Source organism: Sphingomonas sp. SP4 (genome assembly GCF_058313375.1).
This window is the reverse complement of sequence record NZ_JBZFLE010000001.1, coordinates 20,426-34,942: the sequence shown is the minus strand read 5'-3', so window position 1 is coordinate 34,942 and position 14,517 is coordinate 20,426. Positions and strand designations below refer to the sequence as shown.

Here is a 14,517-nt window from a genome sequence, read left to right as displayed (position 1 = left end):
GATGGCAGAACAAACCGTTTCCGCACGCCTCGTTGAGGTAGAATCCATGCTCGACCGGTCGCGTCGCCGGTTCGAGGAAGGCACCAAGCTGGTCGAAGAGGCCCACAAGATCCTCGCCGACCTGCAGCAGGCGCTGATCGGCAGTCCGCGCACCGTGTCGCCGGAGGACAGCGAAGAGGCGGCCTCGCGCCTGCTGACCTCGCTCAAGGCGAGCGGCGGCGAAATGCCCGAGACGCTCTGCGGTGGCCGCCTGTCGGTCGACCAGGTCCAGCGCCTTATCCGCATCGACGGTCATCCGATCGGCATCACCGAGATGGAATATCGCGTGCTCGAGCTGCTTGCATTCGCGCGCAACAACGTGGTCACGCGAGCGATGCTTCTGAAGCATCTCTACCGCCGGTCCGACGACCAGCCGCAGCCGAAGATCATCGACGTGTTCATCTCCAAGCTCCGCAAGAAGCTACGCAATGCGAGCGGCGGTGCGGAGTTCATCGAGACGATCCCGCAGCGCGGCTGGATCCTTCGCGACGTCGACGAAAAGAGCGGCGCTTAAAGCTTTCTTAGCTAACCCCGGTTAGCCCCGGGGTCATGCTGCACCTGTTCCCCGACTCTGCATCGGATTCGAGGCCTCGTGCCTATTCCGAAGCCGTGTCGCGGCTAGCCAGCGTGCGGCAGGCGCTCCGGCTCGTCGACCCGCACGGCGGCGGGCCGGCTGGCGACTTCGACGATGATCTCGCTGTCGCTGCTGCCTGGGAAGATGCCGGCGATGCACGCCGCCGGCTGTTCGGAAGCCGCTCGGCCCAGCTGGTCGGCGCTACTGCCGCCGGCGTCGAGGCGCTTCTCGATGAACGTAATCGCGGCCATGAACCCCATGCCGAAGCCAGCAAGACGCTGGTCGAGCAGATCCGCCGCCAGCTCGCCGAAGTCTCGAGCCTGATCCTCGACTAAGCCGGCCCGAGCGCCTTCGGCGTCTCCGGATCGGCACCCCACTCGCTCCAGCTGCCGTCGTACAATCGGCCTGAGTCACTGCCGAGCAAGTGCGCTGCGAAGATGATGCTGTTGGCCGTTACCCCCGAACCGCAGCTCGCCACAAAGGGCCGCTGGGGATCGATGCCCGCCTCAGCGAACAACCGCCGAATCTCGTCCCGGGACTTGAAGGTCCCATCCTCATTGTAGAGCGACCCGAACGGCAGGTTGCGAGCACCCGGAATATGACCCGCCTCGACGCCCGGCCGCGGATCGGGCTCGCTGCCCTCGAACCGGCCCTTGCCTCGAGCATCGACCAGCGGATCATGATCGCCAGCAAGGATCTGCTCCTTGGTAACGATCTGCGCACTCTTGTCCTGCGCATCGAAGCTCGAGATCAGCGCCTGCGGTTCGCCTGCCTCGGTCGCTCGGCCCTCCGCGACCCACTTCTGAAAACCGCCATCGAGGATCGCCACGTTCGCTGCTCCAAAGTGGCGGAGCATGAACCACCCCCGAGCGGCGGTACGGATCGAACTGTTGTCGTAGACGACGATGCGATCGTCTTGGCCAATGCCAAGACCCTCCATCGCTCGGCCGAAATCCTGAGCGGCGGGAAGCATGTGGGGCGATGGGTGGGCACGATCGCTGAGCGCATCGATGTCGAGGAACTGCGCTCCGGGGATATGCGAGTGAACATATTCCTCGCGTCCATTCCGGCCTGATGCAGCCATGTGCCAAGTCGCATCGACCACCACGAGTCCAGGCTCGCCCAGATGTTCCGCAAGCCATTTCGTTGAGACCAGTGAGTCCATCGCCGAAGGATAGGCTTGCAGCGCCGCTCCTGCTAGTTCGCCCGGCAATGGAGACGACCCAACTCGGTAAGAACAGCAAGCTACCCGCCTCGCCGGAGGAAGCGGCACTCGACTACGTGTCCAATCCGCGACCCGGCACCCTGTATCTCGTCCGCTTCGCAGCGCCCGAATTCACGTCCCTCTGCCCTGTTACCGGTCAGCCCGACTTTGCCCACCTGGTGATCGACTACGCGCCCGCCGAGACGATCGTCGAGAGCAAGAGCCTAAAGCTATTCCTCGGCTCCTTCCGCAATCATTGCGGCTTTCACGAGGACGTGACCGTCGGCATCGGACAGCGGCTCTTCGAGGAAATGAAGCCGCGCTGGCTGCGCATCGGTGGCTATTGGTATCCCCGCGGCGGCATGCCGATAGATGTCTTCTGGCAGTCGGGCGAGCCGCCGGAAGGCTTGTGGCTACCGGACCAGGGCGTCGCACCCTATCGTGGCCGCGGATAAGATTGCGATCCTCGGCGCCGGGTCGGTCGGCTGCTTCATCGGCGGCTGCTGGCAAGTCGCCGGGCTGCCGGTCACCTTCATCGGCCGGACCAAGATTGCTCAGGACATCGCCGCGAACGGCCTGTTAGTCAGCGACTACAGTGGCTGGCAGCAGCGGCTCTCCGCGGTCGACTTCCAAACCGACCCGCAAGCGCTTGCAGATGCCGACATGATCGCCGTTACGGTGAAGAGCGGCGCGACATCAGAGGCAGCGCGAGAAATCGCGCAGCACGTTCGCGAAGGCGCGCTCGTAATCAGCTTCCAGAACGGCATCAGCAACGTCGACGTGCTTCAAGCGGAGCTCGGAAGCCGCTTCGAAGTCATTCGCGGCACAGTACCCTACAACGTCGTCTACCTTGGCGAAGGACGGTTCCACAAAGGTGTTGCTGGCGATCTTTATGCCGAGGATCGGCCAGAAATCCGCGCACTGTCTGAGCGCATTGGCGACGGACCCGCCGCACTGAAGTTGTCACCGGACATGCTTGGCCTCGCCTGGGGCAAGCTGCTCATCAACCTCAACAATGCGGTGAATGCCTTGTCAGGCCGGATGCTCGTCGATCAGCTCCGTGAAAGGGACTATCGCCGCGTGGTTGCGGCTTCGCAGCGCGAGGGCGTGAAACTGCTTGAGAGAGCGAAGATCGAGCCTGCGAAAATTGGGGCGGTCGGGCCGAAGCTGCTGCCTACGGTGATCGATTCACCCGACTGGCTGTTCAACAAGGTTTTCCTCAAAAAGTGGAAGATCGACGCCAAGGCTCGCTCGTCGATGGCCGACGACCTGGCGGCCGGCCGCAAGACCGAGATCGACTATATCAACGGCGAGCTGGTCGCCCTGGCCGACCGGCTCAATGAGCCCGCGCCGGTCAACCGCAAGATCGTAGAGTTGGTCCGCGCGGCCGAGGCCGGCGCGAAGCCTTGGGCTCCCCGCGACCTGCGAAGAGAAGTGCTGGGCCGCTGAGCCTAGCGGTAGTCAGCAGTCTCGGGGACAAACGCATCATCACCGGGGGCCGGTGCATCGGAGGCACGCGACTTGGTCCAGAGGTATAGCCCGCCGACTGCAATTGCGAACACGATGAGGCTGACGACCATCACTGCCGGGTAAGGCTCGATGAGTGCCAGCACGTTAGCGCTGTCTTCTGACCCCGCCTTTTCGGCACCTGCGACGGCGGCCGCGTAGACGACGCCCATCAGGCTCTCGCCTACAATCAGGCCCGTCGCCATCAGCACGCCCATGCGCTCAGCGAAGTCGGGGCTTTTCGCGGTCGCGGCCCAGCGATTGTAGAACCAGCCGAGCACGGCACCGACTGGGATCAGCAAGGTCGCCTCCATTGGTAAATAGATTCCCATGCCGATGGCGAGCGGCGGCAGATGCAGTCGCTTGTTGGAGAAGCGCCTCAGGGCTTCGTCGACGATTACAGCGATAACGCCGATGATCGCGCCCTGGCGGATCAAACCCCAGTCGAGATTCCCGCCGAGCACGCCCTGGGCGATAGTCGAGATGATCGCCGCCTGCGGTGCTGGCAGCGCCGTCGCCTTCGCGCCCGGTGCGCCCTGGAAGGTGAAGGCGGTGTTCATCAGGTCGAGAATCGGCGGAATGACCAGCGCGCCGAACACGACGCCGAGCACCAGCGCCACCTGTTGCCGCCATGGCGTCGCATCGACCAATTGGCCGGTCTTGAGGTCCTGCAGGTTGTTGTTCGAGATTGTTGCCACGCCGAAGATGATCGCCGTGACGAACAAAGCGAACGCGACGAGCGCCTTGGTCTCGTCGCCGCCAGCGCCGCGGAACATCGCCGCAAGTATGAGCGAGATGCCGAGGACCGAAAGGATGCCGACGCCCGAGATCGGGCTGTTCGAGGCGCCGATCAGGCCGGCCATGTAACCGCAGACGGCGGCAATCAGAACACCGGCAATCAGGATGTAGACGATGCTGATGCCGACGGTGACCCCCGCTTCCGACGAGATCGGGGCGGTGTTGCCGAAGGCGAAGAGCAGCAGCCCGATCGGGATCATCGAGGCGAGGATGACGCCCGTGACGATGCCGATCGGCATGTCGCGCTCGGTGATCGGCAACTGGTCTGCACGGCCCGCCTTGCGCTCGCGGCTCGCGATGAGCGCGGAGCGGATGCCCGCGACGATAGGGCCGATAATCTTGAGCAAGGTCCAGATGGCGGCGACGCCGATCGCGCCGGCACCGACCATGCGCGCCTTCAGCCGGAAAGCGGTGCTCACGAGCTTTTCCAGGTCGCCCGCCGCCTGCGCGATCAGGCCGGGATCCTGGGTCCAGTGCGGGACGATGAAGACCCAGCTGATGACCAGGCCAACCACCATGGCGAGGCCCACGGCAACGCCGACTAGATGGCCGACGCCTATTAGCGCCATCGAGAGGCTAGCAGACATGCCAGATGCGCCAGAACCCACACGGAAGATGCGTGAGGCGGTGTCGGTAACGATCCGCGTCTTGGCGAGCAGAAAATAGGCTGCGGCAACGATCGTCGATCCGGTGATCAGCACCAGGCCGCGCTTGTTCTCTTCGGCGCCGCCGACTCCCGATCCTACCTTCAGGACCTCCGCTGCGGCGACCCCCTCGGGATAAGGCAAGTCCGTGCCAGTGACGAGCGCGCGGCGCAGCGGCACCGAGTACATGACGCCTAGGATGCCGCCGATGCCGATGACAGCCACCGAAAGCCAATAAGGGAAGCCGGTCCACCAGCCGACCATGATTAGGCCTGGCAGGACGAAGATGATCGCAGACAAGGTGCCCGCCGCAGACGCGATCGTCTGGACGATGTTGTTTTCCTGGATCGTCGAATCCTTGAACGCCTTGAGGACCGCCATCGAGATCACGGCCGCAGGAATCGAGGTCGCGAAGGTGAGGCCGATCTTGAGGCCTAGATAGACGTTGGCAGCAGTGAAGACGACGGTGATCAGCGCGCCGAGGATGATCCCCCGGATCGTCAGCTCCTTGATCTCCCCGCCCGCGCGAAGGCCCGCGACTGTCGCCATCAATTCTCCCCTCTCAAATTGTTCGTCAGCCTTCGGGGCACATGCCCGCTGGAGCTGGTGTGGAATGCCGGCGAAGAGCGCGCCAGTGGCCATCGTCCTTCACCCAAACGTCGGTGAGGATCACGCAGTCTTCGATAATCCGGCCAAGATATTTAACCCGCCACTTGGCGAGAATGGTCCCGACCATCACGTCGGGGAGCGCAGTCGCATCATGTACCTCAAGCTCGATGGACTCGACGTCACGGCGCTGGATCGCCTCCAACCACGAGTCACGATGCATGATGAACGGGCCGGTCGAGCGGGTGCCGATCAGCACGAAATCGGGGTGTACCAAACGTTGCAGCGCATCCATGTCGCGGCTGCACAAGGCATCGACCCATTCGCGCTCGAGGGCATCAATCAACTGCCGGTTCTTATCGGCCACGGCCTCTCCCTTCTCCCCGGGTCTTCTTAGGGCCGAACTTTCACAAAGCGAAAGGTTGTATCGTACCGTTCCATGACGAGGTCGCTTCCGTTCAACACGAGCGCCTCGTTGTTGAAACGCGCCTTTCCTAAGTCATTGCGATGGAAGCGGAAAGTCAGCTTGTGCCCGCGGTCGCCGGATAGGTTGAAGATCTGCCCGGTGGGCCCGAAGACCGGCACTTCCGGCGCGATCGCGCGGACCGGGGGCCTGCCGGTAAGGTCCACATGGCCCGAATCATCTGCGGAAATCTCGAACGCCTCGGGCGAGTCGCCCTTCGCGATCGCCTCCAAACCATGACCCCACTCGAAGCCCGGATCCTCCAAAGTCATGCTTAGCTCGCCCTTGGGCGCCGGCTCGTCGCGCACTAGCTCGAAGGCCGGTGCTCTGGGCATCGGATCGCTGGTCAGGTGGACGGCTTTGCCGTCGAAGCTCCAGTTGCCTTGGCCGACCTCATCCACCGCTCCATAGGAAAGGCCGTATTCGAACTTGCCGCCGCGCTTCAGCTCAAGGCCGGCGGCAACCTCCATTTGGTGGGTCTCGTAAACGCCGACGAGTGAGTCAGCTGTGACCGGCGCGGCAGCAAGTAGAGCTAGTGCCGGGCCGAGCACGATCACCGGCCTCTTAGTAACCCGCCGAGAATGCCGCGAAGCAGCTGGTTGCCGAGTTGCCTGCCAACGGAGCTCGCAGCCGCGCGGGTCGCCGACTGGATCATCTTGTCATAGGTTGTCGGCTTGGCCGCTTCACGTGCCGCCCGTGCGTCCGCCTGCGCCTGTTGCCGCTCACGCTGAGCCTGAAGCCGCTCCTGCTCGCGCTGGAGCTGAAGCTGCTGGCGTTGGGCAGCGGCATCTGCCTTTGCTTGCTCAGCCGCTTGTTTGTCGGCTTCCGTCTTCGCCTGGATCGCGGCGGCTGCAGCGGCAGCCTCAGCGGACTTGGCTTGGAGGATCTCCTCTGCGGATTCACGGTCGACTAGAGTGTCGTACTTGCTGCCGACTGCGTCGGTGGTGACGATGACCTGGCGTTCCTGCGGCGTCAGTGGACCAACGCGCGAGGAGGGCGGCTTGATCAATGTCCGCTGTACCGGCTCCGGTGAGCCGTCCGGCTGCAGCAGTGAAACCAGGGCCTCGCCGATCTTCAGTTCGGTAATCGCGGTTGCGACATCGATCGCCGGATTGGTGCGGAACGTGTCGGCAGCGGACTTCACGGCCTGCTGATCACGAGGCGTGAAGGCATTGAGCTTGTGCTGGACGCGATTGTTGAGCTGGGCCGCGATCTTGTCGGGGATGTCGATCGGGTTCTGCGTGATGAAATAGACGCCGACGCCTTTCGAGCGGATGAGGCGTACGACCTGCTCGACCTTCTCGAACAGGGCGGGCGGGGCGTCGTCGAACAGCAGGTGAGCTTCGTCGAAGAAGAAGCAAAGCTTCGGCTTGTCCGGATCCCCCACTTCAGGGAGCTGCTCGAACAATTCGCTGAGCAGCCACAGCAGGAACGTCGAATAGAGCCGCGGCGAGGCCATCAGCTTGTCGGCAGCAAGCACATTGACGATGCCTTTGCCGCTATCATCGAGCGCGATGAAATCCTTGAGCTCGAGTGCCGGCTCACCGAAGAAATGTTCTCCGCCCTGCGCGCGTAGCTGGAGTAGCGAACGCTGAATCGATCCGATCGATTGCTTGGAGACGTTGCCGTACTGGAGCGTCAGCTGGTCGGCCTGCTCGCCGCAGTGCACGAGCATCGACTGAAGGTCGTCGAGGTCGAGGAGGAGCAGCCCCTCCTTGTCCGCCACCGTGAAGGCGATGTTGAGGACACCTTCCTGGATATCGTTGAGGTTCATCAGGCGAGATAGCAGCAGCGGCCCCATCTCGCTGACGGTGGTGCGGATCGGGTGCCCCTGCTCACCGTAGAGATCCCAAAATTGAACCGGACAGGCTTCGAGCGAATAGCTGCTCATGCCGATGTCGGCCGCCCGCTGGCGGAAAATCTCGGCGTTCTTGGCGTTGGGATCGCCAGGCATCGCGAGCCCCGAAAGGTCACCCTTCACGTCGGCGACGAATGAAGGGACGCCAGCTGCGGACAGCGCCTCGACAATGCCCTGCAGAGTGACGGTCTTCCCGGTGCCGGTCGCGCCCGCAATCAACCCGTGCCGGTTGGCGCGGGAGAGTTCCAGTTTCTGTGCATTGGCACCGCCAGATTCAGCGCCGATGAAGATGCTATTGTCGCCCACGCGTCACCTCCGACCCGACCCTTTGCGCAGCAACAGCCGCAGCGCAAGGGCGGGTGGAAGTTTACGTCGGTTACTTGCCGGTGATGTCGATGCCGACGAAGGCCTCTGGAGCGTTGCCGCGCTTGACCAGAAGGAGGACGCTCGAGCGCCCTGCCTTACGCGCCGCATCGATCGCCGCGATCACCTGAGCCGGTGAAGTCACCTGCTGGTTGTTCACCGAAACGATGAGATCGCCGCGCTGCAGGCCCTGGTCCCCGGCGTTGCTGTTCGGGTCGACGGACGTGATGATCACGCCGCGCGATCCCGCCGGCAGGTTAGCCGCTCGTCCGAGTTCCGGAGTTAGGGGAGCGAGGGAAAGACCCAGCGCCGTCTGCGGCGCGTTGGGCGCGGCCCGGCCGCCCTGCGTGCCCGAATCGCCGCCCCCGCTGATCTTAGCCAATGCCTCTTCGGTCGGTCGCTCGGCGACCTGCACGTTGACGGTGCCGCGCTTGCCGTTGCGGATCACCTCCAGCGGCACGCGCGATCCAACCGGCGTGTTCGCGACGAGGTAGGAAACCGTCTGATCCGGCGTGACGGGCTTTCCGCCAACGCTGACGATCACGTCCCCCTGGACGAGGCCGCCGCGCGCTGCCGGCCCGTTCGGAACGACGGAGCGGACGATTTCACCCGTATTCTTCGGAATCCCGAGCGCAGGAGCCAGATCTTCGTCGACGGCCTGCAGACCGACGCCGAGATACCCACGCTGCGGACGCTGACCCTTGCGCAGCGAATCGATTACCGGCTTCGCGAGCTCGGCCGGGATCGCCAGGCCGATACCCACCGACGCGCCAGTCGGAGAAATCAGCGCCGAGTTCACGCCGATGACATTGCCGTTGAGGTCGAACATCGGGCCGCCGCTGTTGCCCATGTTGATGGCCGCGTCGGTCTGGATGTAGCGGTCGTATGCGCCGACGCCGGTGATCCCGCGGTGAAGCGCGGAGATGATGCCGGCGGTAACGGTGCTGCCGACGCCGTATGGGTCGCCGATCGCGATGACCCAATCGCCGACCCGAGCCCGGGTGCTATCGCCCCAATTGACGAATGGCAGGTTGCGGCCGTCGATCTTGAGCAAGGCGAGGTCGGACGTGTCGTCGCGGCCGACGATCCGTGCCGGATACTCCTTGCCGTCCGTGAGAGTGACGGTGACCTGGTCGACCGTGCCGGTGCCCGTGGCGCCCTGGATCAGGTGGTTGTTGGTGACGATGTAGCCGTCCGGCGAAATGATGAAGCCGGAACCGAGCGAGCCGGCTTCGCGGGTCCGCGGCTGCTGGCCGCTACCACCGCCGCCGCTGCTGCCGCCACCAGGCGGCTGGGTCGGATCGAACCGGCGGAAGAATTCCTCAAACGGATCAGCCTGGGACCGGACCGGGACCCGTTGCTTGGTCGAGATGTTGACGACCGCGGGCTGCAGCTTCGCCACGAGGTCCGCGAATGACATCGGCGCTCCCGGACGGGGAGCAAGGGCGGCCGTGCCCGGCGCGTTCTGCGCCACCTGAGCGCCCGCCTGGCCCGTTGCGAGAGAGAATGCAGTTCCTCCCAAGAGCAGGGCCATTGCGACCCCATAGGCGTAGCGCACTTTTCCGGACTCCTTCGGTCTCATCGATACTCCATCTATTGGCTCGAGACGCAAGGCGCTAATCGCCAAGCCGCTTAACCGTCATTGAACGCGCAGTTTTCAGCGGGAGCGTCCAGAGAATTCCTTCAAATAATCATTCTGCGGCGACAGAACGATGGTGGTGCCAGCGACCTTGTCCTGACCGTCGCCGACGAACGTGAGCTGATAGCTCTGCATCGCCCGATAGAAGTCGTAGAATTCCGGGTCCTTGCCGAAGCTTGCAGCATAGATCTTCGCCGCATCGGCATCCGCCTGCGCGCGGATGATCTGCGCCTGCTTCGCGCCCTCGGCGAGAATCGAACGCGCCTCCTGCTCGCGAGCGGTGCGCATGCTGTCGAAGGCTGCGCTGAGGGGCGCTCCGTCCGGAAGGTCGGTACGCTTGATGCGGACGTCGAGAACCTCGACGCCATATTGGCGCGCGATGCGGTTTAGCGAGGTCCGAACGCTATCCATGATGCCCTGGCGCTCGGGTGTCAGGAGCGAGGCGAATTCGACGCGCCCGAGCTCATTGCGGACCTCTGAGCCAAGGATCGGCCGAAGCTGCTCCTGGAGCTGCTGCTCGGTACCCGCGCGGATATACATCAGCAGGGGGTTGACGATCCGGTAGCGCGCGAAGGCGTCAACCTCGAGCCTGCGCTGGTCGGTCGACAGCACCTGCTGGCGCTGCATGTCGACGTCCTGAACCCGCTTGTCGATCCATACCAGCTGGTCGACGAACGGAATCCGGAAGTTGATGCCGGCGCCGGCGGCGCCGATGGGCCGGCCCGGCTTATATTGATTGAAGACGGCAACCGGCTTGCCGAACCGCACCACGACAGCCTGCTTGGTTTCCGGAATGACCGGGAAGCTCATCACGACGACGAGAACGGCGAGAATGGCGATGACCGTCCACATTACCGGATGGCGGCGCAGATGATCGGTCATTGCTGCGACCCCTGCTGCTGTGACTGGGGAGTCGATTTCTGGACCTGCGGCAGGGGCAGATAGGAGTTCACGCCCGGGACCTCGACGATCGTTTTGTCGACCTTCGATAGGACCTGCTCCATCGTCTCGTAATACATGCGTTTACGGGTCACGTCGGGGGCGAGCTTGTATTGTTCATAGACCTTGTCGAATGCGGTCGCGTCGCCCTGTGCCTTCTGATGAAGCTGTAGCGAGTAGGCGTTCGCGTTGTTGATGAAGGACTTCGCCTGCTGCTGCGCAGCGGTCACCTTCTTGAATGCATCGTTGACCTGGTCTGGCGGATCCGCCTGCTTGATGGCGATTCCCTGCACCTGGATGCCGGAGCGGTAGGAATCGAGGATCTGCTGCATCTTCTGCTGGACCAGGGACTCTATGTCGGCACGACGGTCACCCATCGCGTCGTTCAGGCTGACCTGGCTGACCACTGAGCGCATGGCGCTTTCAGCGACCTCGTGGATCGTCTCTTCAGGCTGTGCCATTTGATAGAGGAACAGTTCCGGCGTCCGGATATTCCAGCGGACCGTATAAGCGATATCGATGAGGTTCTGATCGCCTGTAAGCATCAGATCGTTGGCATCATCGGATCCCAGATCGATCGTACGAATGCTCTCCACGTTGAGCTTCTTCACGCGCTCGATCGGCGAAGGGAGCGTGAAGCTGACGCCCGGTCCGAGCGTGCGGCTGTAGCGGCCGAGCTGCGTGACGACGCCGCGCTGGCTCGGCGAGATCGAGTGAACCGACGTGAAGACGAGCCAGACTGCAATGAGTCCGAGGATCGCCCAGAAGAAAATGGATCGGTTTGGCTGTCCAGGAAGGCCCGTGCCTCCATCGCCGCCGCCGCCGAAGCGGAAGCGCTTACGCAGCGCTTCCTCGATCGAGGAGACGTTTGCTCCAGCGCCAAGGGACGTCCGACGCCTTTGCGGCGCCTCACCCCATGGTCCCTGGCTCTGTCCTTCGTCGGAAGACGGTTCGGAACCGCCACCACCGCTGGAGCCACTGCTACCCTGACCCCATGGGCCTTTTGTGTCGGCGAACAGCCCGCGAACGCGGCCGCCCCACCCGGAAATGATGTTCATCGCCGCTGAATATAGACGGGGTTCTGCCGAAAAACAGTGGCAAGCCGCGATGCGCTACCTATGTGCCGGTGATGGCCCATCCTGCTGACCCGTTGACCGAGCTTCCGCACGACGATCGAATTCGGTCGCGCAAGCTCGCGGGAGGGGTCGCGACAATCATCGCCGATGCGACCGGCCTGTCCAAATCCGACAGCGAGGCGCTGGAACAGGAACTTCGAGCTGCGGCGCTCGCGACTCCGGGCGTCAATGAAGCGCGGGTGGCGATCACTGCCGCACAGACAGCGCGAACAATCATCGCAATCGGCAGCGGTAAGGGTGGCGTCGGAAAATCGACGGTGTCAGCGAACCTCGCGGTCGCGCTCGCGAAGATGGGCAAGAAAGTCGGACTGATCGACGCCGACGTATATGGCCCGTCACAACCCACCTTGCTCGGCAGCCATGAAAAGCCAGCTGCTGAGGATGACAAGCTGGTCCCGGTCGAAGCGCATGGCGTCAAATTCCTCTCGCTCGGCCAGATCGTCTCGCCCGGTCACGCGCTGGCGTGGCGCGGTCCTATGGCGACGGGGGCACTGAACAATCTGGTCGAGGGCCAATGGGGCGACACCGAGTTGCTGCTCGTCGATCTTCCTCCCGGCACCGGTGACGTTCAAATCTCTCTGGTCCAGCGCTCGCGCCCCGCCGGCGCGGTGATCGTCTCGACGCCGCAGGACTTGTCGCTGATCGACGCTACACGCGCCGTCGACCTGTTCAACAAGACGAGCGTGCCGGTGCTCGGCATCATCGAGAATATGGCGACTTACACCTGCCCGCATTGCGGCGAAGCGTCGCACCCATTCGGAACGGGCGGCGCCGAGCAGGCGGCGGCGGAGATGGGAGTGCCGTTCCTTGGCCGGCTGCCATTGTCGCTGGCAATTCGCGAAGCGTCGGATGCAGGACGCCCGCCTGCTGCCGGCGAGGGACCCGAGGCCGAGAAGTTCGAAGCGATTGCAAGGCAACTGTTGGCGGCCGTGACGCATTGAACGTCTGGCAAGGAGAGCATCATGCCGCTCACCCGTGACGAAGATATTGCCGAGCTACTGACCAGCGCCAGAACAATCGCGCTTGTGGGCGCCTCCGATCGGCCGAGCCGACCATCATACGGCGTAATGCGATTCCTGAAGGATCACGGCTATCGGGTGATTCCGGTGAACCCGCAAATCACTGGCGAGCATGTTCACGGCGAATTCGTCTGGCGCGAGTTGTCTCAGATCGGTGTCCCAATCGATATCGTGGACATCTTCCGCCGGCCGCAAGCCGCGGCAGAAGCGGTGGATCAGGCCATTTTCGTCGGCGCCAAGGCGGTCTGGATGCAACTCGGCGTCATCAATGAAGAAGCCGCGGCTCGCGCTGAGGCAGCCGGACTGAAAGTGGTGATGGATCGCTGTCCCGCTATCGAAATCCCAAGGCTCAAGCTGCCCAGGATCGCAGCCGAAGCTTAGGCCGCGCCCACCGTCATTTCGGGAACCAGAATCGTCGGTGCGTCGACGCCGCGGCGGAACTCAAGGTCCGACGCGGGTTCGAGCGTCGCGAACATGTCGATCAGGTTCGACGCGATCGTGATCTCCGCGACCGGCTCGGCGATCTCTCCGCCGCGAACCATGAAGCCTACGGCGCCACGGCTGTAATCGCCGGTCACGCCATTCACGCCCTGACCAATCAACTCGACGATCAACACGGCCTCGGGGAAAGCGGCGAGCAGTTCCTCTCGGCTGCGCGAGCCAGCTTTCAAATAAAGGTTGCTCGGGCTCGCACCGGGGGCACCGCCGACACCGCGCGAAGCGTGGCCGGTCGGCTCAATCCCCAGCTGCCGCGCCGATGCGCTCTCCGCGATCCAGCCGTTGAGGACTCCATCAGAAACCAGTTCGCGCCCTGCAACTCGAACGCCTTCGCCGTCGAAGGGACGCGAGCGAAGCCCACGCGGACGCAGCGGATCGTCGACGATAGTCACGTTGTTCGCAAACACGGCCTGGCCAAGCTTGTCCTGCAGGAAGCTGGTCTTGCGAGCGATCGAGGAGCCGCTGATCGCGCCAGCGAAATGGCCGAGCAATGTCGAAGAAACGCGAGGATCGAAGATCACCGGATATTTGCCGGGCTTCGGTCGCGTGGGGTTGAGGCGTGCGACCGCGCGCTCGCCTGCTTTCCGCCCGATTTCGGCTGCAGGATCGAGATCGTCGAGGAACCGGGCGCTGTGCCAGGCGTGATCGCGCTGCATGCCAGCGCCCTCGCCCGCGACAACTGCTGCAGAACTGCTATTGCCGCTGGCCCGATACGCACCGGCAAAGCCGGCCGAAGTGGCGAGTGCGATGGTGCTTGCCGAGGCGCTGGCGCTCGCGCCGCTGGAGTTGGTGACGCCGTGGACAGCTAGCGCGGCTCCCTCTGCTTCGAGTGCGCGCTCGCGCAACTCGGTCGGATCCGGCTCGTGCGCGTCATATCCTTCAACGGCCGGTGGTTCACCGCGTTGGAGTAACTGCTCCGGGGCCAGACCCGCGTATGGGTCCTCAGGCGCTTCGCGCGCCATGGCAAGGCATCGCTCGACCAAAACGCCCAGGGCCTCGTCCGAAAGGTCGGACGACGCGACCGTCGCCGAGCGCGCGCCGTCGAACAGTCGGAGACCGACCTGCTCGCCTTCTGACCGGCTGACGTCCTCGAGCTTGCCGAGCCGCACCTGCACGCTTGACGAGCGGTCGCCGATGTAGAGCGCATCGGCCGCAGTCGCTCCCGCGGCGATCCCTCGCTCAACAAGGGACTCGGCGATGCGGCGGGCTTGTTCCGGAGATTGCATGGCCG

15 protein-coding genes are annotated in these 14,517 nt (G+C 63.8%); 6 read left to right on the top strand and 9 right to left on the bottom strand.

Annotation, left to right across the window (positions count from 1 at the left end):
• Position 1: 1 nt before the first annotated feature.
• Together AC4GYV_RS00155 and AC4GYV_RS00150 are read left to right on the top strand one after the other, a co-directional pair.
• Positions 2-553, top strand: a complete 552-nt coding sequence (locus AC4GYV_RS00155) for a winged helix-turn-helix domain-containing protein (protein WP_491098630.1) — start codon at positions 2-4, stop codon at positions 551-553.
• A 113-nt stretch (positions 554-666) separates the two neighbouring features.
• A complete protein-coding gene (locus AC4GYV_RS00150) occupies positions 667-948 on the top strand; it encodes a hypothetical protein (RefSeq protein WP_491098629.1) in 282 nt (93 codons plus the stop codon).
• On the opposite strand, the gene sseA is transcribed toward AC4GYV_RS00150, so the two are convergent.
• Positions 945-1,778 carry a 3-mercaptopyruvate sulfurtransferase gene (gene sseA, locus AC4GYV_RS00145; protein ID WP_491098628.1) on the bottom strand — a complete coding sequence of 278 codons (834 nt, stop codon included), beginning with the start codon at positions 1,776-1,778 and terminating at the stop codon, positions 945-947. The two genes, AC4GYV_RS00150 and sseA, sit on opposite strands and share 4 nt — an antisense overlap.
• Before the next feature lie 47 nt (positions 1,779-1,825).
• Between sseA and queF the strand changes: the two genes are divergently transcribed.
• Positions 1,826-2,272, top strand: coding sequence for a preQ(1) synthase (queF, locus tag AC4GYV_RS00140; RefSeq protein ID WP_491100350.1), 447 nt, complete (start codon positions 1,826-1,828; stop codon positions 2,270-2,272).
• Positions 2,259-3,266, top strand: a complete 1,008-nt coding sequence (locus AC4GYV_RS00135) for a 2-dehydropantoate 2-reductase (RefSeq protein WP_491098627.1) — start codon at positions 2,259-2,261, stop codon at positions 3,264-3,266. The genes queF and AC4GYV_RS00135 overlap by 14 nt, the downstream gene beginning before the upstream one ends.
• A gap of 2 nt (positions 3,267-3,268) precedes the next feature.
• Here the strand turns inward: AC4GYV_RS00135 and AC4GYV_RS00130 are convergent, their stop codons facing one another.
• The 7 genes from AC4GYV_RS00130 to hflK form a co-directional block, all read right to left on the bottom strand.
• A complete protein-coding gene (locus AC4GYV_RS00130) occupies positions 3,269-5,314 on the bottom strand; it encodes an OPT family oligopeptide transporter (RefSeq protein WP_491098626.1) in 2,046 nt (681 codons plus the stop codon).
• A gap of 25 nt (positions 5,315-5,339) precedes the next feature.
• Complete coding sequence (locus AC4GYV_RS00125; RefSeq protein ID WP_491098625.1) at positions 5,340-5,738, bottom strand: nuclear transport factor 2 family protein; 399 nt, start codon at positions 5,736-5,738, stop codon at positions 5,340-5,342.
• A 26-nt stretch (positions 5,739-5,764) separates the two neighbouring features.
• Positions 5,765-6,391, bottom strand: a complete 627-nt coding sequence (locus AC4GYV_RS00120) for a hypothetical protein (protein ID WP_491098624.1) — start codon at positions 6,389-6,391, stop codon at positions 5,765-5,767.
• Positions 6,388-7,998 (bottom strand): helicase HerA-like domain-containing protein, encoded by a 1,611-nt coding sequence (locus AC4GYV_RS00115; RefSeq protein ID WP_491098623.1) that lies wholly within the window; start codon positions 7,996-7,998, stop codon positions 6,388-6,390. The genes AC4GYV_RS00120 and AC4GYV_RS00115 overlap by 4 nt, the downstream gene beginning before the upstream one ends.
• A 70-nt stretch (positions 7,999-8,068) precedes the next feature.
• Positions 8,069-9,637: a Do family serine endopeptidase gene (locus tag AC4GYV_RS00110; protein ID WP_491098622.1), complete on the bottom strand. Its 1,569-nt coding sequence runs from the start codon at positions 9,635-9,637 to the stop codon at positions 8,069-8,071.
• 75 nt (positions 9,638-9,712) lie between these two features.
• Positions 9,713-10,576, bottom strand: coding sequence for a protease modulator HflC (hflC, locus tag AC4GYV_RS00105; RefSeq protein ID WP_491098621.1), 864 nt, complete (start codon positions 10,574-10,576; stop codon positions 9,713-9,715).
• Entirely contained in the window at positions 10,573-11,691 is a 1,119-nt protein-coding gene (gene hflK, locus AC4GYV_RS00100) for an FtsH protease activity modulator HflK (RefSeq protein WP_491098620.1), read from the bottom strand. Before hflK ends, hflC begins: the two co-directional genes overlap by 4 nt.
• A gap of 71 nt (positions 11,692-11,762) precedes the next feature.
• Here hflK and AC4GYV_RS00095 point away from each other — a divergent pair, with 71 nt between their 5' ends.
• The gene (locus AC4GYV_RS00095) at positions 11,763-12,710 is read left to right on the top strand and encodes an Mrp/NBP35 family ATP-binding protein (protein ID WP_491098619.1); all 948 of its coding nucleotides are present in this window, start codon (positions 11,763-11,765) and stop codon (positions 12,708-12,710) included.
• Between the two features lie 21 nt (positions 12,711-12,731).
• Positions 12,732-13,169 (top strand): CoA-binding protein, encoded by a 438-nt coding sequence (locus tag AC4GYV_RS00090; RefSeq protein WP_491098618.1) that lies wholly within the window; start codon positions 12,732-12,734, stop codon positions 13,167-13,169.
• Here AC4GYV_RS00090 and AC4GYV_RS00085 read toward each other — a convergent pair.
• Positions 13,166-14,512: a TldD/PmbA family protein gene (locus tag AC4GYV_RS00085; RefSeq protein WP_491098617.1), complete on the bottom strand. Its 1,347-nt coding sequence runs from the start codon at positions 14,510-14,512 to the stop codon at positions 13,166-13,168. The two genes, AC4GYV_RS00090 and AC4GYV_RS00085, sit on opposite strands and share 4 nt — an antisense overlap.
• Positions 14,513-14,517 lie beyond the last annotated feature (5 nt).